This is a genomic window from Myxococcus xanthus (genome assembly GCF_013116825.1).
Lineage (GTDB): Bacteria > Myxococcota > Myxococcia > Myxococcales > Myxococcaceae > Myxococcus > Myxococcus xanthus_B.
On sequence record NZ_JABFNS010000013.1, the window covers coordinates 1 to 24084 of the forward strand.

At 69.5% G+C, this 24084-nt stretch carries 22 protein-coding genes and 1 pseudogene; 16 read left to right on the plus strand and 7 right to left on the minus strand.

Features of this window, described 5'->3' with window-relative positions:
* Positions 1-349: 349 nt before the first annotated feature.
* Genes HNV26_RS05420 through HNV26_RS05430 form a run of 3 tightly spaced genes read left to right on the plus strand, consistent with a single transcriptional unit; the run spans position 350 to position 4366 of the window.
* On the plus strand, positions 350-1378 hold the full coding sequence (locus tag HNV26_RS05420; RefSeq protein WP_140868104.1) for an AAA family ATPase: 1029 nt from the start codon (positions 350-352) through the stop codon (positions 1376-1378).
* 13 nt (positions 1379-1391) lie between these two features.
* Positions 1392-2270, plus strand: a complete 879-nt coding sequence (locus HNV26_RS05425; RefSeq protein WP_011556537.1) for a DUF58 domain-containing protein — start codon at positions 1392-1394, stop codon at positions 2268-2270.
* Positions 2267-4366: a BatA domain-containing protein gene (locus tag HNV26_RS05430; RefSeq protein WP_171440533.1), complete on the plus strand. Its 2100-nt coding sequence runs from the start codon at positions 2267-2269 to the stop codon at positions 4364-4366. Before HNV26_RS05425 ends, HNV26_RS05430 begins: the two co-directional genes overlap by 4 nt.
* A 3-nt stretch (positions 4367-4369) precedes the next feature.
* On the opposite strand, the gene HNV26_RS05435 is transcribed toward HNV26_RS05430, so the two are convergent.
* Positions 4370-4771 carry a hypothetical protein gene (locus tag HNV26_RS05435; RefSeq protein WP_253816263.1) on the minus strand — a complete coding sequence of 134 codons (402 nt, stop codon included), beginning with the start codon at positions 4769-4771 and terminating at the stop codon, positions 4370-4372.
* 16 nt (positions 4772-4787) lie between these two features.
* Positions 4788-5554: pseudogene (locus HNV26_RS05440) on the minus strand (zinc-binding dehydrogenase); the annotation flags it as partial.
* A 371-nt stretch (positions 5555-5925) separates the two neighbouring features.
* Between HNV26_RS05440 and HNV26_RS05445 the strand changes: the two are divergent.
* The 4 genes from HNV26_RS05445 (at position 5926) to HNV26_RS05460 (ending at position 9472) form a co-directional block, all read left to right on the plus strand.
* Complete coding sequence (locus HNV26_RS05445) at positions 5926-6552, plus strand: sporulation delaying protein family toxin (protein WP_171440535.1); 627 nt, start codon at positions 5926-5928, stop codon at positions 6550-6552.
* A gap of 71 nt (positions 6553-6623) precedes the next feature.
* A complete protein-coding gene (locus HNV26_RS05450; RefSeq protein ID WP_366816761.1) occupies positions 6624-7202 on the plus strand; it encodes an SdpA family antimicrobial peptide system protein in 579 nt (192 codons plus the stop codon).
* Positions 7196-8176 (plus strand): sporulation-delaying protein SdpB family protein, encoded by a 981-nt coding sequence (locus HNV26_RS05455; protein ID WP_171440536.1) that lies wholly within the window; start codon positions 7196-7198, stop codon positions 8174-8176. The genes HNV26_RS05450 and HNV26_RS05455 overlap by 7 nt, the downstream gene beginning before the upstream one ends.
* A gap of 210 nt (positions 8177-8386) precedes the next feature.
* Entirely contained in the window at positions 8387-9472 is a 1086-nt protein-coding gene (locus tag HNV26_RS05460) for a YcjF family protein (RefSeq protein WP_171440537.1), read from the plus strand.
* Positions 9473-9481: 9 nt separating this feature from the next.
* Here HNV26_RS05460 and dbpA read toward each other — a convergent pair whose 3' ends face one another.
* Positions 9482-10867, minus strand: coding sequence for an ATP-dependent RNA helicase DbpA (dbpA, locus tag HNV26_RS05465; protein WP_171440538.1), 1386 nt, complete (start codon positions 10865-10867; stop codon positions 9482-9484).
* Positions 10868-11047: 180 nt separating this feature from the next.
* On the opposite strand from dbpA, the gene HNV26_RS05470 reads away from it, so the two are divergent.
* The 4 genes from HNV26_RS05470 (at position 11048) to nagZ (ending at position 15214) form a co-directional block, all read left to right on the plus strand.
* Positions 11048-11977, plus strand: coding sequence for a DUF6209 family protein (locus HNV26_RS05470; protein WP_171440539.1), 930 nt, complete (start codon positions 11048-11050; stop codon positions 11975-11977).
* 159 nt (positions 11978-12136) lie between these two features.
* Positions 12137-13636, plus strand: coding sequence for an ATPase domain-containing protein (locus HNV26_RS05475; RefSeq protein ID WP_171440540.1), 1500 nt, complete (start codon positions 12137-12139; stop codon positions 13634-13636).
* A 2-nt stretch (positions 13637-13638) separates the two neighbouring features.
* The gene (locus HNV26_RS05480; RefSeq protein WP_171440541.1) at positions 13639-14004 is read left to right on the plus strand and encodes a response regulator; all 366 of its coding nucleotides are present in this window, start codon (positions 13639-13641) and stop codon (positions 14002-14004) included.
* A 100-nt stretch (positions 14005-14104) separates the two neighbouring features.
* Complete coding sequence (gene nagZ, locus HNV26_RS05485; RefSeq protein ID WP_171440542.1) at positions 14105-15214, plus strand: beta-N-acetylhexosaminidase; 1110 nt, start codon at positions 14105-14107, stop codon at positions 15212-15214.
* 96 nt (positions 15215-15310) lie between these two features.
* On the opposite strand, the gene HNV26_RS05490 is transcribed toward nagZ, so the two are convergent.
* From HNV26_RS05490 to HNV26_RS05500, 3 genes are all read right to left on the minus strand, one after another.
* Positions 15311-15802, minus strand: a complete 492-nt coding sequence (locus HNV26_RS05490; RefSeq protein ID WP_171440543.1) for a hypothetical protein — start codon at positions 15800-15802, stop codon at positions 15311-15313.
* A gap of 316 nt (positions 15803-16118) precedes the next feature.
* Complete coding sequence (gene bcp / locus HNV26_RS05495) at positions 16119-16937, minus strand: thioredoxin-dependent thiol peroxidase (protein ID WP_253816264.1); 819 nt, start codon at positions 16935-16937, stop codon at positions 16119-16121.
* A gap of 61 nt (positions 16938-16998) precedes the next feature.
* A complete protein-coding gene (locus tag HNV26_RS05500; RefSeq protein WP_171440616.1) occupies positions 16999-17499 on the minus strand; it encodes a hypothetical protein in 501 nt (166 codons plus the stop codon).
* A 67-nt stretch (positions 17500-17566) separates the two neighbouring features.
* On the opposite strand from HNV26_RS05500, the gene HNV26_RS05505 reads away from it, so the two are divergent.
* Entirely contained in the window at positions 17567-18214 is a 648-nt protein-coding gene (locus HNV26_RS05505; RefSeq protein ID WP_171440545.1) for a hypothetical protein, read from the plus strand.
* Positions 18215-18265: 51 nt separating this feature from the next.
* Here HNV26_RS05505 and HNV26_RS05510 read toward each other — a convergent pair whose 3' ends face one another.
* Complete coding sequence (locus tag HNV26_RS05510) at positions 18266-19585, minus strand: response regulator (RefSeq protein ID WP_171440546.1); 1320 nt, start codon at positions 19583-19585, stop codon at positions 18266-18268.
* A 114-nt stretch (positions 19586-19699) separates the two neighbouring features.
* On the opposite strand from HNV26_RS05510, the gene HNV26_RS05515 reads away from it, so the two are divergent.
* The 4 genes from HNV26_RS05515 (at position 19700) to HNV26_RS05530 (ending at position 24069) form a co-directional block, all read left to right on the plus strand.
* The gene (locus HNV26_RS05515; RefSeq protein WP_171440547.1) at positions 19700-20050 is read left to right on the plus strand and encodes an MXAN_6627.5 family MYXO-CTERM protein; all 351 of its coding nucleotides are present in this window, start codon (positions 19700-19702) and stop codon (positions 20048-20050) included.
* A gap of 10 nt (positions 20051-20060) precedes the next feature.
* Entirely contained in the window at positions 20061-21104 is a 1044-nt protein-coding gene (locus HNV26_RS05520; protein WP_171440548.1) for a class I SAM-dependent methyltransferase, read from the plus strand.
* 111 nt (positions 21105-21215) lie between these two features.
* Positions 21216-22661 (plus strand): UbiA family prenyltransferase, encoded by a 1446-nt coding sequence (locus tag HNV26_RS05525; protein WP_171440549.1) that lies wholly within the window; start codon positions 21216-21218, stop codon positions 22659-22661.
* Between the two features lie 13 nt (positions 22662-22674).
* Positions 22675-24069 (plus strand): FAD-binding oxidoreductase, encoded by a 1395-nt coding sequence (locus HNV26_RS05530; protein WP_171440550.1) that lies wholly within the window; start codon positions 22675-22677, stop codon positions 24067-24069.
* Positions 24070-24084 lie beyond the last annotated feature (15 nt).

Here is a 24084-nt window from a genome sequence, read left to right on the forward strand (position 1 = left end):
GACAGCCCCACAGCAGGGCAACTGGGAGAAGCCCCGTCCAGAGGTTGCCACGCCCACCACGCCGAAATGACCCCATGACACGCTCCAAGGAGCCTGCTCCCGTCCACCGGAAGCGAGGCCCTGGGAACCTAAGCAGCGTGTCCAGCCCCCGGCATTCCCCCCCAGCCCAGGGGCCCTGTCACATGACAGGGGGGCATCCAGGCGAACAGCGCGCCCATGTGCCCCAGCGTGCCGGGGTGTGCGGCAGCGGAATAGGTCTCTCCCCGAACGGTTGGCAGCGCACGCCTTGGCACAGGGGTGGCGGAATCCTTTGGTCCCAGCGCCGCCCACGAATTAAGAGAACCCTTCCATGGAAAGCGCCGCCCCCGACTCCCTGCCCGTGCCCGACGCCTCAGGCGACGACCTCCGTGCCGTCGAGGAGCTCGCCCAGGCCCGCAACGAAATCGTCGCCCAGATTGAAAAGCGCGTCGTCGGTCAGCGCGAGGTGGTGGAGCACCTCCTCATCTCCCTCTTCAGCCGCGGCCACTGCCTCTTCGTGGGTGTGCCGGGCCTCGCCAAGACGCTGCTCATCTCCACGCTGGCGGACGTCCTCAACCTGTCCTTCAACCGCATCCAGTTCACGCCGGACCTGATGCCGTCGGACATCACCGGCACGGACATCCTGGAAGAGGACCGCACCACCGGCCGGCGCACCTTCCGCTTCCTCCAGGGACCGCTGTTCGCGAACATCATCCTGGCGGACGAGGTGAACCGCACCCCGCCGAAGACGCAGGCCGCGCTGCTGCAAGCCATGCAGGAGTACCGCATCACCGCCGGTGGCCGCACGTACCCGCTGGAGCTACCCTTCCTCGTCTTCGCCACGCAGAACCCCATCGAGCAGGAGGGCACCTATCCGCTGCCCGAGGCCCAGCTCGACCGCTTCATGTTCCTGGTGGACGTGGGCTACCCCACCGCCGACGAAGAGGTGCAAATCGTCAAGAGCACCACCGGCGGTCCGCAGCCGAAGCTGGAGAAGATTCTGTCTCCCGAGCGCATCCTCGCGCTTCAAGAGCTGGTGCGCCGCGTGCCGGTGCCGGACCACGTGGTGCGCTACGCCGTGGAGCTGGTGCGCCACACGCGGCCCAAGGAGCCGGGCGCGCTGGACTTCATCGCGAAGAACGCGTCCTGGGGCGCCGGCCCCCGCGCCAGCCAGTACCTGGTGGTGGCCGCCAAGGCGCGCGCCATCCTCCACGGCCGCTTCGTCGCCACCGTCGAGGACGTGCGCGCCCTGGCCCGTCCCGTGCTCCGCCACCGCGTGCTGCCCAACTTCACCGCGGAGAGCGAGGGCATCACCTCCGTGAAGCTCATCGACCAGCTCCTCACGGTGGTGAAGGGCTAGCCAGGCCCGCGCCATGCTGCTCGACGCCCAGACGCTGGCCCGCCTCCAGGGAGTGAAGCTGCGCGCCCGCGCGGTGATGGAGGGCGTGTTGTCCGGCCTCCACAAGAGCCCGCATCAGGGGCAGAGCGTGGAGTTCGCGGAGCACAAGGAGTACGCCCCCGGCGACGAGCTCCGCCACCTGGACTGGAAGGCCTACGGCAAGTTCGACAAGTACTACGTCAAGCGCTTCGAGCATGAGACGAACCTGCGCGCCGTCATGGTGGTGGATGCGTCCGCCTCCATGGGCTACCGCAGCGGGGCGCTGAGCAAGCTGGACGTGGCCACCACGCTGGCGGGCGCGCTGTGCTACCTGCTGGTGCGCCAGCAGGACGCGGCGGGCCTGGCGCTGATGGCGGGCGGCAAGTGGAAGGACGTGCCGCCGCGCGCGTCGGCCGGGCACCTCAACGTGCTGCTGGACACGCTGGAGCACACCGAGCCCACCGGCACCACGGACCTGGGCAGCGCGGCGGACCACCTGGCGGAGGTGCTGCCCCGGCGCTCCAGCGTCATCGTCCTGTCGGACCTGCTGGACGAGAATCAGGACGCCCTGCGCCGCATCCTCGCGCTGCGTCAGCGGAAGAACGACGTGTCCGTGTTCCACCTGGTGGACCCGGCGGAGCTGACCTTCCCCTTCGACGACCCCACGCTCTTCATCGACATGGAGGGCCAGGGTCGCATCGAGGTGAACCCGCGCGAAATCAAGGAGAGCTACCTGGAGGAGTTCAACGCCTTCCTGGCGAACGTGAAGGCCGCGTGCGCCGAGGCGGACGTGGACTACGACCTGGTGCGCACCGACGACAAGCTGGATGACGTGCTGCTGCGGTACCTGTCGCGGCGCGGGAGGCGCCGGTGACCTTCGGCAACCCGTGGATGCTGCTGGGCGCGCTGGGCGCCCTCATCCCCCTGCTGGTGCACCTGTTCGACCGGCGCCGCCCCCGGCCGCACCCCTTCGGGCCGCTGGCCTTCGTGATGCGCAGCCAGAAGCGCACCGCCAGCCGCCTCAAGCTCAAGCGCCTGCTGCTGTACGCGCTGCGCACGCTCATCCTGCTGGCCATCCCCATTGCCCTGGCGCGCCCGGAGCTGACGCGTGACGCGGCCGCCGCGCAGGTGGTGAAGGGCCCCGCGGCCACGGCCATCGTCCTGGACGCGTCGCTGTCCATGCGCTGGTCGGACGGCACGCCGCTCTTCGAGCGCGCCCGCGACGAGGCCCGCGACGCGCTGAAGGACCTGCTGCCCGAAGAGCCCGCCACCGTGCTGGTGTGCACGCAGTCCCCCGCCGCGCCGCCGCCGCCGGGCTTCGACCGCGGCCGCCTGCGCTCGCTGGTGGACGAAGCGAAGGCCACCCATGGCACCGCGGACCTGTCGCGCTGCCTGGACATGGCGGCCCGCGCGCTGGAGGAGAACCCCATGCCGGCCAAGCGGCTGGTGCTGGTCTCCGACATGACGGCCGCGGCCTTCCGCCTGGAGGCGCCGCCGCCCACGGTGAAGGGCCCCACGGGCGCGCCCGTGAAGCCGGAGGTGGTGCTGCGCGACGCGGCCGAGGGCCACGAGGTGCTGAACAACCGCGCCATCGTCGACCTCAAGGTGGAGCCCGCGCTCCAGGCCGGCCCGCGCACGTTCCAGTTCACCTTCACGGTGCGCAACTTCAGCGCGGAGCCGGTGAAGGACCTGGAGGCCGCGGTGCGCGTGGGCGAGTCCACGCTGGCCAAGGGCTTCGTGGACATCCCCCCGGGCGGCACGACGCAGAAGACGCTCACCGTGCGCTTCCCGCAGGGCGGCACGGTGCTGGGGCAGGTGACGCTGGCGCCGGACGCGCTGGTGGAGGATGACCGACGTTCGTTCGTGCTGCCGGTGCCCCGCGCGCTGAAGGCGCTGGTGGTGAATGGCTCGCCCCACGCGACGCGCTACCGGGATGAAGCCTTCTTCGTGGACGCGGCCCTCACCGCGCCGGGCTCGCCGGTGGAGGTGGCCACGCGCGACGCGGAGGTGGGCCTGCGCGAGGACTTCTCCGCCTACGACCTGGTCCTGCTGCTCAACGTGCCCGCGCCGAGCGCCGACGAGGCGCAGAAGCTGGCGGCCTTCGTGGAGAACGGCGGCGGCCTCTTCATCAGCATGGGCGACCGGGTGAACCCGGACGCGTACAACCAGCGGCTGGGCCCGGTGCTGCCGCGTCCGCTGCGCCTGGTGCGCACCAGCGCCGAGCGCGACGACCCGGACGCGGACACCCAGAGCGCGCGGCTGGCGCAGGTCTCCGTGGAGCACGTCCTCTTCTCGCCCTTCACGGGGCAGGCGGAGGAAGGGCTCGTGGGGGCGCGCTTCTACAAGTACATGCTGCTGGAGGCGGACTCCCCGGGCGCTGGCGGCGCCAGTCAGGTGCTGGCCACGTATGAGGACGGCGCGCCGGCGGTGGCCGTGGCGCGCAAGGGCAAGGGGCGCGTGGCGCTGCTCACCAGCACGGTGGACCGCGACTGGAGCGACTTCTCCATCCGCACCTCCTTCCTGCCGCTGATGCAGCGCTTCGCCGCGTACCTCACCGGCTCCCTGGACGAGCGCGAGGAGGTGCGCGTGCGCGTGGGCGAAAGCGCCACGCTGCGCCCGGAGGGGGCCCAGAAGGTGTCCTCGGTGCGCGCGCCGGACGGCGCCGAGGTCACCGTGAAGGAGCAGCCGGAAGGCGCGCTGGTGGCCGGGCCGGTGACGGAGCCGGGCGTGTACTCGGTGCTGGGCGCGGACGGGAAGGTGCAGCCGGACCTGTCCTTCGCCGCCGTGCTCGACCCTTCCGAGAGCGACCTGGGACGTGTACCGACGGACACCCTCACCGCCTACTTCGGAGAGGAGACGGTGAAGGCCTCCACGGGTGACGCGGACAAGCCGACGGTGCCGCTGTGGACCTGGCTCATCCTGGCCGCGTGCCTGGCGTTCTTCCTTGAAGGCACGCTGCTGCGCAAGTAGCCGTCACCAGACCCGGAGCCGGCGCATCACGACGCCGCCGACGAGGACGGCCGCCGCACCCGCCGCGAGACGTGGAAGGCCCCTCCGCAGCTTGTGCTCGGCCACGTCCACCCGGTCCGCCAGCAGCAACATCATCCAGTGCCGCGTCCAGTGGTCCGGGTACTTGTAGGCCAGGCGCCGCAGCATGCCGGAGACGCCCTTGGGGGGCTGGGCCGTGCCGAACACCGGCGGCATCTTCCGCGCGGGCTGCCCGTGCTTGAACACCGTCACGTCCGACTGCTGGCGGGACGGCGGGCCCTGCGCGTCTCCGCGCAGCTGGGGTGATTCCTCCCTGGGGTAGCCAGGGCGATTGCGAGGGTCGGCGTCCACGCCGTACCCGGGGATGTTTCGCGCATTCGGGTTCATGGTGGGCTCCTTCCACTCAGGCGTGGCCATGCGGGGAGAGGACGCACTTGATGCAGCCGTCCTGTTTCTTGGAGAAGAGGTCGTACGCCTTCGGCGCGTCCTCCAGGCTGAAGCGGTGGGTGATGATGCCCTTGGCGTCCACGCGCCCCTGGCGGATGTGCTCCAGCAGGTGCGGCATGTAGCGATTCACGTTGCACTGCCCCAGCCGCAGCGTCTGGTTCTTGTTCATCGCCGTGCCGATATCCACCAGGTTCCACGGCGGCCCGTACACGCCCACCACGGAGATGACGCCGCCCTTGCGCTCAACTGGTGCATGCACCAGTTGAGCGCCGTGGTGGCGCCGGCCTCGGCCATCAGCCCCAGGCCCAGCACCCGCTGCAACATCGAGCCTTCGGCCTCGCAGCCCACCGCCTCGATGCTCACGTCGGCGCCCCGGCCCTCGGTGGTCTCCTTGATGGCGGTGACGATGTCCACGTTCTTGAAGTTCAACGTCTCCACGTGGGCGAACTTCCGGGCGAAGTCGAGCCGGTAGTCCTGCATGTCCACCGCGATGACGCGGCCAGCGCCCATCAGCCACGCGCTCTTCATGGCGAAGAGGCCCACGGGGCCCGCGCCGAACACCACCACCGTGTCCCCTGGCTGGATGCCGCCCATCTCCGCGCCCATGTAGCCCGTGGGGAAGATGTCGCTGAGGAAGAGGACGTCCTCCTCGTCCATGTCCTCCGGAATCTTCATGGGCCCCACGTTGGCGAAGGGCACGCGCACGTACTCCTGTCCTTCACCCGAACCCGATAGGGGCCTTCGTAACTGAGTGCGCGCATGGGTGTACCGCTCCTTTGTAGGTAAAGGAGTGAGGCCCCCACACAGAGGTGGCAAGCCAGGGCTGGCGCCAGCCTGGACGCTCCCTTGCGCTGGCTGACGACCTCGGCACCGGATGGAGCGGGAGCCAGGCCACGTCGAGTGCTGACACCCGCCCAAAACCAGTCATGCTGGTAATTTTACACATTCACGAAACTGATTTGCGATTGCACGACCTTAAGAAATTCTTGGGATTGAAGAGAAATCTAGTTTCGCTGAAAATCTTGACTTGTTCGTGACGTTCTCCGGCTTCCGGGGATGTCGCGGACACACCCCCATGTCGTCAGGAGAACACCTTGAAGCGCTCCACCCTGAAATTGACCTCGGCCGCAACGGCCCTCATCTCGTTGAGCACCTTCGGCGTGGGCTGCGGCCCCTCGGACAACGGCGCCGCGGTCCGCGTCGCCCAGAACCCGGCGCAGTCCGGTCAGAGCCTCTTCAAGGGCATGGCCTTTGGCCTGGGCCCGGACGCCCACCACTTCGATGACATCTGGCAGCGTCCGGAAATCAAGGAGCGGCTGGGCGAAGACACCCTGGCCAAGCGCGAACAGGCCGCCGAGTCCGTCATCGCCAAGATGGCCCAGTTGGACGCCGCGTTCTTCGAGCGCTTCAACAAGGACCTGCGCAGCGGCAACCACCTGGTCGTCGACCAGCTGCTGACCGACACGCGCACCCTGGTGATGTCCGCCGTGAATGAGCTGGCCAAGACCGGCGACCAGGAAGGCGGCGTGGGCATCGGCTCCATGGAGCACGTGCAGGCCGGCCTGACCGTCTACATCGAAACCGCCGCCGCGGTGATCCTCCTCGTATTCCTCTTCATCACCCAGTTCGACATGACGCCTGTCATGGAGTCCGAGGCCAGCCGGCTCAAGCGCGATGTGTGGGTGGACATGCTGGTGAAGAAGTTCGCTCCCGCCGAGTAGTCCCCTGGGGAGCGTCCGCCGCCCTCACCGGTGGGCGCTCCCCTTCTTCCCTCCCTTTCACGAGCACGGCTGTGACCGCGTCTTCCCACTCCCCCCGAACCTCCTCGCCCCGCCGCCTGGGCCTGCTGGCATTGGGCCTCATCCTCGGCTGGGCCAGCGTCACGATGTACGCCGTGCACGCGTCGTTGCCCTACAACCCCATCCACCTCCCCTTCGAGAAGCACTTCGACATGAAGCTGATTCTCCCGGAGGGGTGGGCCTTCTTCACGCGAGACCCACGTGAGGACCGGACGCTGCCCTACCTCCGCACGCCGGAAGGTCAATGGGTCTGGGCGAGCAATGCCCCCAACTTCCAGCTCCAGAACGCCTTCGGCATCAACCGTGTCTCGCGAGCCCAGAGCGTGGAGCTGGGCATCTTGACCAGCGAGGCCGCCGCGCTCGAACAGGTGGCCTGCAGCGAAGCTCCCAGCGCCTGCCTCGAGCGCGCCCCGGTGGCGAAGACGCTCCGCAACAAGAGCCCCCGCCCCACGATGTGCGGTGAGCTGGGGCTCGTCTTCCAGCGGACCATCCCGTGGGCCTGGAGCCGCACCCATCAGGACAAGCCCATCACTCTCCCCTCGAAGGTCCTGAGGTTGAACGTCGAATGCTGACCGAGCTTGGCAACCGCGCGCGCGCCTGGGTGGCGGGGCCTTCTCCGTGGACCAACGTCTACGGCCTGGCGCGAACACTCATCGCGCTGGCGACGGCGGGCACCCTCGCCTTCAGCCACTCCACGACGATGTTCCATCCCGTCTCGGGCATCTCCAACACGCCTCTCTGCGATGGCCTCCGGGCGGCATCCCTCTTCTGCGTGCTCCCCGCTGGCTGGCTGGAGGTCGCGCGCTGGACGGCGGTGCTGCTGCTCGTGGTCGTCGCTTCCGGCTGGCGACCGCGCCTCACGGGGCTCGTGCATTGGTGGGTGGCCGTCAGCCTGCACTGGTCCGCGACGCTGACGGACGGCGGTGACCAGATTGCCGCCATCCTGGCGCTGCTGATGCTGCCCCTGACGCTGACGGACGACCGGCGCTGGCATTGGAGCGCGCCTTCCGAAGCCGGCCTGAACGACGAGCCGAAGCGGCTCATCGCCCGCTCCGCCTGGGTGATGCTCCGCCTCCAGGTCGCGGGCATCTACTTCCATGCCTCCGTGGGCAAGTTCAAGGTGGCGGAGTGGGTGGACGGCACCGCGCTGTACTACTGGTTGCTGGACCCCTTGATTGGCGCCCCCGCCTGGCTGGCTCGCCTGATGCTCCCGGTGCTCAGCAGCCCCGTGGTGGCGCTGCTCACCTGGTCCGTCCTCCTGCTGGAGCTGGGGCTCGCGATGGGGCCGCTGCTGAGCCCGTCCCTCCGGCGGGTGCTGTTGCCGCTGGGCATCGCCTTCCACCTGGGCATCGCCGTGTTCCACGGGCTCATCAGCTTCGTGGCCATCATGTTCGGCGCGCTCATCCTGCTGCTCCGCCCCTACGATGAGGTCTTCCGCTTCGAGCGCCTCCACGCCTGGTTGCGGCAACCGCGCCGCCAGCCCGCCCCCGCGCCAGCCATGGAGCCGGTGACGGCGCAGGCGGTGCCGACCACCGAAGTCACCTGAGAGCGCCCATCGGGGCCGCCGTCCCGGTCCCGCCGGGGCGGCGGCTTCCGCGCCTCGGCGGGCGGATGGCGGGCGCGCGCCTGCTCGCCTGCCGCGGAGCAGGCATGCGGCCCTCCATGGGTCCATCGTCGACCCGCGCGGCCTTTCCGCTACGCTGAAGCCCCCTCCCGTCAACGCGGGAGGGCTCACCAGCGGAGGCAGCGGCAGCCCATGGACATCCATCTGGCGGAGGAGATCCGCAAGCAGGTCGAAGAGGCCTTCCGCAAGCGCGGCCGGGTCAACATCGTCATCGCGGGCCGCAGCGGCGTGGGCAAGAGCACGCTGGTCAACGCGGTGTTCCACGGCCGCATCGCGGACACCGGCCAGGGCCGCCCCGTCACGAAGGAGACGCGCGAGTACACGAAGGACGACATCCCCGTCAGCATCCTCGACACCCGCGGCCTGGAGCTGGGCGCCTTTCAAGAGACGCTGAAGCTGCTGGAGGAGCTGGTGGCCACGCGCGCGAAGGACGCGGACGCCACGCGCCACCTGCACTGCGCCTGGCTGTGCATCAGCGAGGACTCGCGCCGCGTGGAGGACGGTGACATGAAGGCAGTGGAGATGCTCGCGCGGCACATGCCGGTGGTCGTCGTGGTCACCAAGGCGCGCAGCGACCAGGGCTTCCGCGCGGAGGTGCAGAAGCTGCTGCCCATGGCCCGCAACGTCATGCGCGTGCGCGCGCTCCAGGAGACGGACGACGAGGGCCATACGCTCCAGCCCAAGGGCCTGGTGGAGCTCGTCGAGCTCACCATGGAGCTGGTCCCCGAAGCCCAGCGCAACGCCTTCGCCGCCGCCCAGCGCGTGAGCATCAGCCAGAAGCGCAAGCGCGCGCACGGCATCGTCGCCAGCGCCGCGGCCGCCGCCGGCCTCATTGGAGCCGTCCCCATCCCTTTCGCCGACGCCGCCCTGCTCGTCCCCACGCAGGTCGGAATGCTGGCGGGGGTGAGTAGCGTCTTCGGCCTCCCACTGACGGAGGCCTTCCTCTCCACGCTGGTGGGCGCGGGCATCACCGGCCTGGGCGCCACCTTCACCGGCCAATCCATCGTGTCCGGCCTGCTGAAGCTCGTCCCCGGCCCGGGCACGGTGATTGGCGCGCTCATCTCCGCCACCACCGCCACCGCGCTCACCACGCTGTTCGGCGAGGCCTACGTCGCCGTCCTCTCCAAGTTGATGGAGAAGCGCTGTGGCGAGCTGCCCACGGAGGAGGAGGTCATCCAGGCCTTCCGCGAGGAGATGTCCCTGCGCGGCGCCGCGTAGACGCCCGGGCTACTTCACGCGCTCGATTTTGTACCGGCGGCCCTTGATGCGGCCTTCACTCAGCCGCTGGAAGGCCACCCGCGACACGCGCCGGGCGACGGCGACGTAGGCCACGTGGTCCTGGATTTCAATCTTGCCCACGTCGGTCGCTTCGAGCCCGCCCGCCTCGCCCGTGAGCGCGCCCAGGATGTCCCCGGGCCGCATCTTGTCCTTGCGTCCGGCGGAGATGTAGAGCGTGTCCCACGTGGACTCCAGGGACACCGCGTTGCGAGGGTCCGCCGAGGGCAGTGACTCCACGTCCCCGCGCTCCAGCTTCACGCCGGTGGCCAGTTGGATGTCGTCCACCTTGCGGCCATCCCGAGGCGTGACGATGGAGACGGCCAGGCCCGCGCGCCCCGCCCGGCCCGTGCGGCCGATGCGGTGCACGTAGGGCTCGGCCTGCATGGGCAGGTCGAAGTTGATGACGGCGTCCAGCGCCTCCACGTCGATGCCTCGGCCCGCCACGTCCGTGGCGATGAGCACCCGCGTGCTCTGGTTGCGGAACTTCGCCATCACCCGGTCGCGCTCGAACTGCTCCAAATCTCCCTGGAGCCCGTCCACGCTGACGCCCGACGCGGAGAGCGACTTCTTCAGCTCCACCACGGTTGCCTTGAGGTTGCAGAAGACGATGGCGGACGCCGGCTGGTAGTGCCGGAGGATGCGCAGCAGCAGGGCCTGCTTGTCTCCCGGCTCGCAGTCGTAGCGCACCTGCTGGATGTCGGGCCCCGCGGTGGCGGTCTCCACCGTGACGCGGACGGGCTGACGCTGGAAATCGCGGCTCAGCGCCTCGATGTCCGGCGGGAAGGTGGCGGAGAAGAGCACCGTCTGCCGCCGCGGCGGCATGGCCCCGAGGATGCGCTCCATGTCCTCGCGGAAGCCCATGTCCAGCATCCGGTCCGCCTCGTCCAGCACCACCGTGGACAGCTGCCGCGTCTCCAGCGCCTCGCGGTCCAGCACATCCATCACCCGGCCCGGCGTTCCCACCGCCAGGTGCGCGCCCTTCTCCAGTGCTTCCAGCTGCGGGCGGATGGGCTGGCCTCCCGCGAGCACCAGCACCTGGAGCCCGGGCAGCCGCCGCCCCAACCTGCGAATCTCGCCCGCCACCTGCGCGCACAGCTCTCGCGTCGGGCACAGCACCAGCGCCTGCACCTTGCGGTGCTGCAACTGGACCTTCTGGAGCAGCGGCAGCGCGAAGGCCGCCGTCTTGCCGCTGCCCGTCTGCGCCTGGCCGACCAGGTCCCTGCCCTGGAGCAGCACGGGGATGCTCTGCGCCTGGATGGGCGTGGCCGTCTTGAAGTCGAGCTCCTCCAGCACCTGGAGCAGGGGGGGAGAGAGCGCGAGCGCGGAAAAATCCATTCGAGGCCTCGATGAGCGGAGGCACGGAAGGAGCCTCGGGTTCTGCAGGCCCCATGTCACACCCAGCGAAGGCAGGACAAGTGAAGCCGCCGACCGCTCTCTGACAGGGCGAGCGACCGGCAGCACACGCACCTGGAAGTCCTGTTAAGTGGACTATTCTAATATCCTGGAGAGCCCCGTATGGAGACACCTGCCTGGAAGCCCCTGGTCCTCGCGTTGCCGCTGATGGCGGCCCGTGGCGGAGCGCCTCATGAGCAGGAGGAGACGTTTGCCAGCGCCACGGAGTCACAGCAGGCGCCGCTCACCACGCCCACCGCCACGGTGCGCTTCCTCACCGGCTGGACGCACTCGCAGCACGGCGCCATCGTCCGCGGCGGCACGCTCGTCGTCGACTACGACCTGTACCGGATGACGGACTGTCACCACAGCACCTACGCCGGCCAGCAGGCGTGGGACACGCTGGCCTATGTCCGCTTCCTCCCCAGCGGCCAGCTCTTCAGTGGCAGCGTGAAGCAGGCCACGGGCAGCACCTCGTTCGTGAACAAGCCCTTCGAGGTGACGGTGCCCTCGGATGCCACGAGCGTGGAGACATGGTTCTTCACCTCCGGCCGCACCTGCGCGCCGAGGTACGACAGCACCTACGGCCAGAACTACGTCTTCCCCGTGGAGGCGCAGTCGCCCTCCGCCGTGGTGTGGGCCGGTGACTGGGGCGGCAGCTTCGCGCGCGACTGCGAGCACCGCGACGGGCTGGCGGACCCCATCGTCATCGACAGCTACGTCATGGAGCGCGCCTGCAAGTTCGTGGACGCGGACGTGTACGTGCCCGGCGTGACGGATGCCGCCACCGCGCGTCCGGAGCTCATCCAGGCGCAGGTGGAGTTCAGCGTGGACGGCGCGGCCACACAGCACCGGTGGCTGGCCTATCAGGGTCGGGTGGGCAACAACTACCGGTACCGCTGGAACCTCGCCGCGGAACCGCTCGCCTATACGCCGTGGAACGCCTATGCATTCGGGTTCCGCTATTCAACGGATGGCGTGAGCTGGTATCGCATCGCGAGCGACGTTGACCCCACGGGCGGCACCGCGCGGACCGTGCAACGAAGCTTCTGAGACGGCCCACCTCTGTTGAATGCCGCTGGGCCCGCGCGATTCAGCGGCGTCCTGGAAGAGGCGCTGTGGCAAGAAGTGTTCCCCTGAGAAGGCGAGCGCACTGCGCCCATCATTCCAGCGGGGCCACACCCGGGCCGGGCCCAGGAAAGGAAACGCGAGATGACCGAAGGCACTCCACGCGTGGCGGAGCGGATTTCCACGGGCATTCCAGGCCTCGACACCGTGCTGCACGGAGGCTTCCGCAAGGCCCGCACCTACATGCTGATGGGCCTCCCGGGCTCGGGGAAGACCATCTTCGCCAACCAGGTGTGCTTCCACCATGCGAAGCGCCACGGCGGGCGCGTGCTCTACCTGACGCTGCTGGCGGAGTCGCACACGGAGCTGGTCGGCAACCTCTCCTCGCTGACCTACTTCGACCCCACGCTGCTGCCCAACGCCATCACCTATCTGAGCGCCTTCACGGTGCTGGAGCAGGGGGGGCTGGACGCGCTGGCGGAGCTCATCCGCAAGGAGACGAAGAACCACCAGGCCACGTTGCTCGTGCTGGATGGACTGGTGGCCGCGGAGGAGGTGGCGCCGTCGCAGCAGGCCATCAAGAAGTTCATCCACGGCCTCCAGGTGGTGACGGGCCTCATGGGCTGCACCACGTTGATCCTCACCACCGGCCGCGGACAAGGTCTGCGCGCCGAGCACACCATGGTGGATGGGTTGATGCTGCTCCGGCAGCGCATGTTCGGCGCGCGTGCCGTGCGCGAGCTGTTCGTGCGCAAATTCCGGGGCAGCCCCTATCTGCTGGGCAAGCACAGCTTCGACATCACCCAGGACGGCATCATCATCTATCCCCGCCTGGAGACGCTCGCGGAGTCCGGGCCGCCGCCGGGGCCGCCGCAGGACGCGAAGTGCGCGTTTGGTATCCCCGGGATGGACGCGATGCTGACCGGAGGCGTGGCCCAGGGCTCGACGACCATCCTCCTGGGGCCATCGGGCAGCGGCAAGACGCTGCTGGGACTGAACTTCCTCGCGGAAGGCGCCCGGCGGGGCGAGCGCGTCCACTACTTCGCCTTCTACGATTCCCCGGAGCGCATGGTGGCGCAGGCGGCGGGCATCGGGCTCGACCTCAAGCCCCTCATCGACCGGGGCGACTTCGAGGTCAGCTTCCGGCCGCCCACGGAGAACCTGCTGGACAAGCTGGGCGTTCAGTTGCTGGACATCATCCGGACCCGCGGCGTGCGCCGGCTCTTCCTGGACGGCTACGACGCGCTCCGCAGGGCGGCCGTCCGGCAGTCCCGCGTGGCGCGCTTCCTGGCCGCGCTGGTCAATGAGTGCCGTATGCGCGGCGTGACGCTGCTCTACTCCGTCGAATCGGTCTCCGCGTTTGGCCCGGAGGTGACCTTCCCGATGAGGGGCATCTCCATGGTGGCGGAGAACATCCTCTTCCTCCGTCAGGCCGAGCTGGACTCCCGGCTGCGCCGCTTCGTCACGGTGCTGAAGCTGCGCAACAGCTCGCACGACGCCTCCCTGCGCGAGCTGTGCATCAGCGCGAAGGGGATGGAGGTGATGGGCGCCTTCACGGATGTCGAGGCGATGATGACCGGCGTGCCGCGGTCGACCACGTGGTCCGAGCCCCGGCATCCCGGCGGCGGGCGCCAGGAGCCTTAAGCATGGGCCCCATCCTCATCGTCGATGACGAGTTCGGCATCGTCGAGGCCATGCGCGACCTCCTGACCGACGAAGGCTACCGGACCGCCATCGCGCTCAATGGGAAGGAGGCCTTGGAGCGGATGGCCGAGGAGCACCCTTGCCTGGTGCTGCTCGATTACATGATGCCGGTGATGAACGGCCCGGCACTGCTGGAGGCCATGGAGCGCAATCCCCTGCTGCGTGACATCCCCGTGGTCATGATGAGCGCCAGCCCGCCGGACTACTGGAAGCACCTGCGTTGCGCGGCCTTCCTGCCCAAGCCCTTCTCCCTGGACGAACTGCTGGTGGTGGTGAAGCGCTTCGCCCAGGGCGCCATCCTCCAGTAGCGCGCCTCATTGCCCTGCGGCCTGACAGGCAGCCGACGCTCCCAGGAGGACCGCGTTTCCCCCAAGCGCCCAGCCCCTGGCTTCTGCCAGACTGCGCGCCGTGACGACCTCCTCCAGCCTCTATCGTGACTGTGCCCGCCTCTTCATGGTGGGCTTTCCCGGCACTCACATCGACAACGAGCTGGCCGCGCTGATGGATGACGGCGTCTACGGCGCCATCCTCTTCAAGCGCAACGTGGGCAGCGCCGCGGACACGGCCGCGTTGTGCCACGCGTTGAAAACACGCGCAGGCCGGCCCTTCATCCTGTCGGTGGACCAGGAGGGCGGCCGCGTGGCCCGGCTTCGCGGCGCGCCCTTCACCACGCTGCCGCCCATGCGGGAACTGGGGCAACGCGGCGACGCGGCCCAGGTGGAGCGCGTGGGCCGGCTGCTGGCATACGAGCTGCGCGCGCTGGGCTTCGACTGGGACTTCGCGCCCGTGCTGGACGTGGACACCAACCCGGCCAACCCCGTCATTGGCGACCGCAGCTTCAGCCGCGAGGCGGAGAAAGTGGCGCGGCTGGGCGTGGCGCTCGCGCGGGGACTGGAGGCGGGCGGCGTGGCTTCGTGTGGCAAGCACTTCCCCGGCCACGGCGACACCACCACCGACAGCCACCTGACGTTGCCGCGGCTGCCGCACGATCTGGAGCGGCTGCGCAGCGTGGAGTTGGTGCCTTTCCGCGCCTTCGCCCAGGCGGGGCTTGCGTCCCTGATGACAGCGCACGTCCTCTTCGACGCGCTGGACCCGGGGGTGCCCGCCACCATGAGTCCGCGCGTGCTCCAGGGTGTGCTGCGCGAGGAGCTGGGCTTTGACGGGGTGCTCGTCAGCGACGACCTGGAGATGAAGGCCATTGCCGGCCACTACTCCGTGGAGGAGGCCACGGTGCAGGGCACGCTCGCGGGCGTGGACCTGTTCCTGGTGTGCCACAACGCGGACGTGCAGCGCCGCGCCATCGAAGCTTTGGTGAAGGCAGTGGAGTCCGGTCGCGTGTCACGGGAGCGAATCGCGCAGGCGCACCGGCGGCTGGACGCGCTCAGTGCCCGCTTCGCGCACCCGGCGGAGGACCGGCTCGCCCTGCTGGGGAGCCCGGAGCATCACGCGCTGGCGGAGGGGCTCGTCAGCACCTTCACCGGCCGCGACCCGACCGAGGTGATGCTGGCCTCCCGCTGAAGGCGACGGAGACCGGAGTGCCACGCGCTCCCGGCGTCCTGTGCCGGGAGCAGTTGGAAGGGGCGGCATGAGAAGCCCGCCCGCCCCGGCGTGACTTCAGCGGCGGTAGGGGCCGCTGCGGTCCTGCCAACCCAGCGGGCTGTAGCCGCTGTAGTGGCCGCCGCGCTTGCCGCCCAGCGTCGCGCCGTCCTCACCACCCAGGCCATGGGCCGCGGGCGAGTACGCGGCGCCGCCCTCCGCCTGGTACCGGTCATTCATCATCTTCCCGGCGTCATCCACGATGGAGCGACCCTGGGTGCCGTCGTTCTTCGGCGTGCGCGGGTCGATGCTGGAGCCAATCTGGTCAATGGTGCCGTTGTAGCCCCGGTTCGCCGGCAGCGTCCAAGGCGGCAGCGGCTTGTTGGTGTTGCCACCCTCGATGTTCTTCATCGCATCGGGCTGGTCACCGCGCTGGGCGACGAGGCTGCCCCGTGGCTCATCCGGTTGACGGCCACCGGTCTCCGGAAGACCCCGGCAGCCTACGGCCAGAACCGCGCCCGCCACCAACGCCGCCGCCGAACCCCACCGCCGAATATTCCGCTCGCGCATGTCGACTCCTCCGAGTCCCTTCAATCTGGTTGCTCGTACTTCCCGAAGATGGGGCACGCCGGGCATGGACACCACGGGGTGACTCCATGTCCGCATGACGACGGACCGCCCGAACCCCACATATAGCCCCAGCGGCGGCCGGGAGCAGCCTTCTTCGGCGCTCCCAGCGCCCGACCCGCGGAGGGCTTCTTCTTCGTCGAGGAAGCCCACTTCGAGGTCGCGGGCCGCATCCTCGCCCAGGGCCGCCGGTCCCCATGGCGGATTGCTTGCTGGAAGACGTCTGGCCCTGCGTCCTCCTGGGCCCAGGCCCAGAGCGCTACTTCCTGGAGGCCTTCTTCGCCGCCGAGGCCTTTTTCACGAGCGCCATCTTCTTGCCGGCGCCCGGCTTCTTCCCGGCCGCGGCCTTCTTCGCAGCCGCGGCCTTCTTCCCGGCCGAGGCCTTCTTCGCAGCCGCGGCCTTCTTCCCGGCCGAGGACTTCTTCGCGGTCGCGGCCTTCTTCGCCGCGCGGGGTGCCTTGGCGGCCGGAGCCGCCTTCTTCGCCGCCGCCTTCCTGGTCGCGGCGGACTTCCCTGAGACAGTCTTGCCCGCCGGAGCCTTCTTCGCGGCGGCCACCTTCTTCCCCGCGGGCGCCTTCTTCGCGGCGGACTTCTTCACGGCACCATCCGCCGCCGGAGCTTCGCCCTTCAGCGCGGCCAGCACCTCGGCGACATGGCCGTTCACCTTCACCTTGGGCCACACCTGCTTCAGCACACCATCCGGGCCAATGAGGAACGTGGCCCGGGTGATGCCCAGGAACTTGCGGCCATAGAGCGACTTCTCCCCCCAGACGCCGTAGGCCTCGGACAGCGTGTGGTCCACGTCGGCCAGCAGCGGGAAGGGCAGGTTGAACTTGGTCGCGAACTTCCGGTGGCTCGCGGTGCTGTCCGCGGACACGCCCAGCACCACCACGCCCGCGGCCTCCAGCGCCGAGTGCTCGTCACGGAAGCCACACGCCTCCACGGTGCATCCGGGGGTGTCGTCCTTCGGGTAGAAGTAGAGGACGACACTCCGGCCCGCGAACTGCGCGAGCGAAACCGGGTTTCCATCCTGGTCGGCGAGTTGGAAGGCGGGGGCCTGGTCACCTGCTTGGGGCATGGGCATGCGGGCTCATTAACCACAAAGCCCGCGCCACTCAACGCCCAGCGACAGCGTCCCGCTAGTGCGCGGGGTGCCCCGGCTCACCGCCATGGTCATGACCATGCTCCCCGGGGGGATGGCTGTGGGCCTCCAGCCGGACCAGCTCCTTCTGGCAGTCCGTCAGGGCCTGGTGCAAGGGCTCCCGGTCCGCGCCCTCCGGCGTCTGGCCCAGCCGGATCGCCAGGGCCTCACACGCGGCGCGCTTGGTGTCCACCTCCGACGTCCCGGGGCCCGTGGCGCCCGGCGTGGCCAGGGGGCGCGGCGGCAGCTTTCCCCGCAGGCGGCGGATGGCGGCGATCCGCTGCTCCGCTTCCGGGCGGACCTTGGAGTCCTTGGGAATCGCCTCGAAGGCGTTGATGACGGGGTCCCATGCCGGGTCCAGGGGGGACACGCGGCGGTCAATCAGGTCGCGGTAGGACTTCTCCGCGTCCCGGAGCTGGTCGGGTCCCTTGTCGCAGCCAGGCGACAGAAGCAGACAGAGCGCGAGCGGCATGACGGCGGACAGCCGTCGGGTGAGCATCCTCATGAAGGGTCGGTTCTCCTCTCCTGCTGGCCTCCCGATTGAAGCACGGCTAGGGTGCCGCGTCGTGCAGCCCATTCTCCTCGCCTTCCTGCTTGGCCTGTCCCAAGGCATGCTCCACGCCGTGGGCCCGGACCACTGCGCCGCCATGGCCACCCTCGGAACCCTGGGGGGAGGCCGGCGCCGCGCCGCCATCGCCACCGCCGTGCGCTTCGCGCTGGGACACGCCGTCATGCTGGGCGGCATCGCCGCGCTCTGCATCCTGGCGGGCGTGGGCCTCTCAGAAACCTTCGAGCGCTGGGCCGAGATTTTCGGCGGCGCCGTGCTGGTGGCCCTCGCGGTGGCCGCACTGCTGTTCCCCAGCAGCCTGGACCACGGACACCCGCACCTGCCCGGCCACACGCAGGAGCCGCATCAGCACGTGCACACGGTGAGCACCACCGCTGGCGCGCTGATGGCCGTCAGCGGCGTGCGCTCGCTGCTGTTGGCGCTGCCTCCGCTGCTGGTGGGTGGCAGCATGAGCGCGGCCGCGTGGATGTACCTGCCCGGCTTCGCGCTGGGCATCCTCATCGGCATGGGCGTGGTGGGGCTGATTTTCGCGGAGGGCATCGCCCGGCTGAACGCGCAAATCACCCGCTGGGTGCAGCGCGTGGTGGCCGTGAGCTCCGGCGCGCTGGGCCTGTTCTGGATTGGCTCGCGGCTGGTCGGCGGCTGAGCCCCGGCGCGGCGTCCCCGCCCATGACGGCGGGGACGGACGGCGCGGCGGCTAGCCGCGCTTGTCCAGGATGCCCAGCGACATCATCGCCACCAGGAAGCCGTAGACGACGTGCTCGGGGCGGTTGGCGAAGGCCAGCAGCTCCGCCACGGTGCGGTTGCCGTCGATTTTCGGCAGCAGCTCCGCCTCCCACCGCTCCAGCTCCACTTCGTTGAGCTGGTAGGCCGGGGCCACGGCGGGGATGAGGCGGTCCTCCGGCTGGAGCAGGCGCCGCAGGCGCTCCGGCTTGTAGAGCTTCTTGATGCCCCGGACGATGAGGTTGGCCGGGTGCACGTCCAGCTTGATGGACTCCGCGCTCGCCTTCTCCCGGAAGCTCAGCACGTACGAGCCTTCATCCCACGCGAAGAGCGAGTAGATGACGGCCTTCACCTGCTGGCCCACGTAGTAGAGGCGCTCGGTGTCCTTGAGCAGCCCGCGCTCCACCAGCACGTCACCGGTGCGGCGGTTGGACTGCGCGGCCACCGCCGACGCGTCCTGGAGCTGCTCCGGCTTGATCTTCCCCACGCGAACGAGGAACTGGCCGAAGCGGTCCGCGAGCAGGTTGGAGAGGGCGAACACCGGCGTGCCCTTCTCGAAGTAGACGACCTTCTTCACCTTGCCCTTCTGCACGCCCAGCTCGCCCGTCTCGCGGGAGAGGTAGAAGGCGGTGAGGAGCGAAGGCAGGTTGTCGCGGATTTCACCACGGCGGCTGCCTGGCGCGCCCGGGGGCGGCGGGTCCGGCGGACGGCCCGGCGTGGGCGGGCGCACCTGCGTGGCCGGCACCTTCTGCATGGGGCTGGCCGTGAGGTTGGCGCCGCGAATCTCCGCCGTGATGTTGCCGCCGCCCGTCACCTTGATGCGGCCGGTCAGCTCCATGGCGTCCTGCGGGCCTTCCTCCTCCACGTCGATGTCCAGCTCCACCTCGAAGGCGTCCTGGAGCGACGCGGCCGCGGCGGCGGGCTTCTCCGGAGGCAGCACCTTCGTCATCGCCTCGAGCAGCTTCTGCGCCTCGAAGGGTTTCTCGAAGTAGCCGGCGGCCTGGTACTTGGTGCGCGACTCGACGGCGTGCTTGCCACCCTTGAAGACGCCGGTGATGAAGAGGAGCGGGAGCTGGGGGTTGTCCTTACGCAGCGCGTCCGCGAGGTGGTACCCCATCATGTCGGGCAGCAGGATGTCGAGCACGGCCGCCGCCGGGGGCTGGGCCTTGGCCAGCTCCACCGCCTGCTTGCCGCGGCTCGCACCAATGACCTCGTAGCCCGCCTCCTCGAAGAGCTGCGTGAGGAGGGACAACAGCTCCTGATTGTCATCGACGACGAGGATTCGGGGTGCCATCGCGGGGCGTACCGTACCAGATGCGAAGGGAAGGGTCAGACAATCTGCCCCCGGGTGCTCCAGCCACCGAGGAAGATGCATCCGACCCTCCATGCGGTTAGGGTGACGCCCTCGATGTCCCCCTTCCGCTCCTACCTGCGTCACCTGCTGGCCTGCCTTCCCCTCCTGCTGCCCCTCGGGGCCATGGCCCAGTCCGACGGGGGGCTCGACGCGGGCCTCCCCGACGCCTCCGTGGGAGAGGGCGGCGCGGACCGGGACAACCCCGAGGGGGAAGACGGTACAGGCAGGGTGAATACGTCCTGCCGTAGCAGCCGGGATTGTTCCCCCCGCTTCTCCTGCGATGACGGGCTCTGCCGCTACACTGGCGTGCGCAAGGCAGACCAGCAAGGCTGCGTGCTGGGTGGCCAGGCCGCGCTCCTCGTCGTGGGCCTGGCCGCTGTGGGCGGCTACAGGCGCAGGCGTTAGGAGCACACGCATGAGGCTGGGGCTCAAAGCGGACAACCTGCTGGAGCGCGTGGCGGACTGGCTCAACCTGGCCCCACAGCCGGTGGCCCATGCCTTCTTCGGGATGATGGCGTCGCGGACGCTGATGGCCGGCGTGCGGCTGGGCGTCTATGAAGCCCTGACGGACGGGCCCGTGTCGGCGGAGACGCTGGCGGCGCGGCTGAAGCTGTCCCAGGAGGGCACTCGCACGCTGCTGGAGGCCCTCATCGCGTGCGAGGCCGTGGAGCGTCAGCGCGGTGGACGCTACCGGCTGGCCCCTCGCGCCAGGCGATGGTTGGACCCGCGCTCGCCCCGCTACGTGGGCGCCTTTCTGGAGTTCAACTACGCGCAGTGGGACTGGTGGACCGGGCTGGAGGGCGTGGTGCGCACCGGCCAGGCGGTGGACATCCACGGCTTCGCGCCCGACGACGCGCGCTGGCGCGACTACATCCACGCCATGCACCAGATGGCGCGGCTGGCGGCGCCGGAGGTCGTGGCGGCCATCCCCCTGCCCCGGGGTGCGAAGCAGGTGTTGGACCTGGGCGGCGCGCACGGCTGGTTCGCCGCCGAGCTGTGCCTGCGCAACCGGGGCCTGAAGGCCACGGTGTTGGACTTGGAAGGCAGCGCCCGCGTGGGCCGGGAGATCATCGCCTCGGCGGGGCTGAGCCACCTCGTCACCCACCGCGAAGGCGACATCCTCACTGCGGAGCTGGGCGGCCCGTATGACGGGGTGATGCTCTTCCAGGTGATGCACCACCTGTCCCCCGCACAGAACGTGGCCCTGCTGCGACGGGTGCGCGCCTCACTGGCGCCCCGGGGGACGCTGGCGGTGCTGGAGTATCTGCGCGAGAACGTCGACACGCCCACCAGTGCGGCGCCGTTGATTGGCTTGCACTACTTCCTCACCTCCGGCGCGGCCGCCTATACGCCCGCCGAGGTGGAAGGCTTCCTGGACGACGCGGGCTTCCGCATCGAGAACAGCCGCCCCATCCGGCACCTGCCCTTGCAGACGCTCCTGGTGGCCCGACTGGACTGAGCGTCCACCCGACCGCTGAACTGGCGTGCCTGCCCGCGGAGGCCTGCCCACCCGGGAGACGCCTGCGCTACCCTGCCCGCCCTTTTGACGGCTCTCGTCACACCGTTGCCCATGCTTCCGCAAACACCACTTCCCGAGGACCCTCCGGACGTCCCTCTCGCTGTCGACCTCGACGGGACGCTGGTACGCACGGACACGCTGCACGAGAACCTGCTCGTCCTCTTCAAACGCGCGCCCTGGCTGCTGTTCCTGGCGCCGCTGTGGGTGCTCAAGGGCAAGGCCTTCTTCAAAGCGGAAGTGGCCCGGCGCGCCGCCCTGGACGCAGCCAGCCTGCCCTACCACGAAGAGCTCCTGGCGTACCTGCACGAGGAGAAGACCCGAGGGCGCCGGCTGGTGCTGGCCACCGCGGCGGACCGGCGCATCGCCGAAGCCGTGGCCGCGCACCTGGGTCTCTTCTCTGACGTCGTCGCCAGCGAAGCGACGGTGAACCTGTCCGGCGAGCGCAAGCTGGCGAAGCTGAAGGAGCTGCTGGGCACCTTCGACTACGCGGGCAACGACGCGGTGGACCTGCCCTTGTGGCGTGAATGCCGCCGCATCGTCGTGGTCCACGCGCCAGCCGGGGTGCTGAAACAAGCACAGGGCCTGGGCCGCGGCGTCCACCGCGTCTTCGAGCGCCCAGCCACCCGCCTCCGCACCTGGGTGAAGGCGCTGCGCGTGCACCAGTGGGCGAAGAACGCGCTCGTCTTCGTGCCGCTGCTGGCCGCCCACAAGGGCACCGAGCCGGACAAGCTGGTTCAGGCCCTGCTGGCGTTTACGGCCTTCAGCCTGTGCGCCTCCAGCGTGTACGTGCTGAATGACCTGCTGGACCTGGACTCCGACCGGCGACACCCGACGAAGAAGCAGCGTCCGTTCGCGGCGTGCACGCTCCCCGTGAGCACCGGCGTCATGCTGGCGCCCGTGCTGCTGCTGGCCGGCGCAGCGGTGTGCCTGCTGTTGCCGCCCGCCTTCTCCGCCTTGCTGGGCACCTACTACGTGCTGACGCTGGCCTACTCACTGCGGCTGAAGCAGGTGGTGATGTTGGACGTGCTGGTGCTGGCCGGGCTGTACACGGTGCGCATCTTCGGCGGCGCGCTCGCGGTGGACGTGCCCACGTCCAGTTGGCTGATGATGTTCAGCATGTTCCTCTTCCTCTCGCTCGCGCTGGTGAAGCGATTGAGCGAGGTCCGGCGCCTGCGGCAGTCCAATGAGACGTCCGCGCACGGCCGTGGCTACCTGGCTCAGGATTACGAGCAGCTCGCCAGCCTGGGCGCGGCTTCGGGACAGGTGTCCGTGCTGGTGCTGGCGCTCTACATCACCTCCGATGAAGTGACGGCGCTGTACGCACACCCAGAGCGGCTGTGGCTCATCTGCCCGGTGATGCTGTACTGGGTGGGCCGGGTGTGGCTGTTGGCGCACCGCGGGCTGGTGAACGAGGACCCGCTCGTCTTCGCCCTGAGGGACCGGGTGAGCTACGCCGTGGGGCTCGTGTGCGCGCTGGTGCTATGGGCCGCCACGTGAGAGGTCTGGCGCGATGAAGCCACCGGAGTCCTGGGGGCGTTACCCCCAAGTCGAGCAGCAGACGCACGCCCTGGTGTGGCGCACGGATGCGCTGCCCCGGAGGGACGGTAGCCTGCTGCCTCACGGGCTGGGGCGCAGCTACGGCGACTCGTGCCTCAACGCGGGGGGCACGCTGCTGCTCACCTCGGGGCTCGACCGCTTCATCGCCTTCGACCCGGCCACCGGCGTGGTCCGCTGCGAAGCGGGCGTGTCGCTGGACACGATTCTGCGCCTGGCCGCTCCGCGCGGCTGGTTCCTGCCCGTGACACCGGGCACCAAGTTCGTGACGGTGGGCGGCGCCATCGCCAACGACGTGCACGGGAAGAATCACCACCGGAGTGGCACCTTCGGCCGTTACGTGCGGCGCTTCGAACTGCTGCGCTCGGACGGCAGCCGCCGGGTGTGCGCGCCGGATGAGCATCCGGACTGGTACGGCGCGACGATTGGCGGCCTGGGCCTCACCGGACTCATCACGTGGGCCGAGGTGCAGCTCACACCCATCAGCAACCCGTACGTGCTCCAGGAGACGGTGCCGTTCGGGAACCTGGATGGGTTCCTCGACGTCGCCCGCGCGTCGGAGAAGGACTACGCGTTCACCATGGCGTGGGTGGACTGCCTGGCCCGGGGCAAGAAGCTGGGCCGGGGGCTCCTGTACCGGGGCAACTTCGCGCCGCCGCAGTTCGACGGGCTGCCGTTGGCCAGGAGCCACCTGTCGCACGGCGTGGGGCTGGCGGTGCCCATGGACATGCCGGCCTTCTGCCTCAACCGCCTGTCGGTGTCCGCCTTCAACTGGCTCTACTACCACCGGCAGAACGGCAAGCCGAAGCAGCGGCTCACGCACTACGACCCGTTCTTCTACCCGCTGGACGCCATCTACGCGTGGAACCGCATCTATGGCCGGCGCGGCTTCCTCCAGTTCCAGTGCGTGGTGCCCTACGCCACCGCGCGCGACGCGCTGAAGGAAATCCTGGAGCGCAGCTCGCGCGGCGGACTGCCCAGCTTCCTCTCCGTGCTGAAGACGTTCGGTGACATTCCCTCGCCGGGGTGGCTGTCCTTCCCGCGCGAGGGCGTGACGCTGGCCATGGACTTCGCCAACCGCGGCGAGAAGACGTGGAAGCTGGTGGAGGACCTGGACCTGCTGACGCGGCAGGCGGGCGGCGCGGTGTACCCGGCGAAGGACGCGCGGATGAGCCCGGAGAACTTCGCGGCGTACTTTCCGCAGCGGGAGCGCTTCATCCAGTACGTGGACCCGTCGTTCTCCTCGTCGTTCTGGCGGCGGGTGAACCCGGTGTCCCTGCCCTTTTCCCTGGCCGCGGGGCGAGGCGAGACGGCATCCCCGCCGCCGCGGTCCCTGCTTGCCATCCGCTGACCTTCTTTCCGAGAT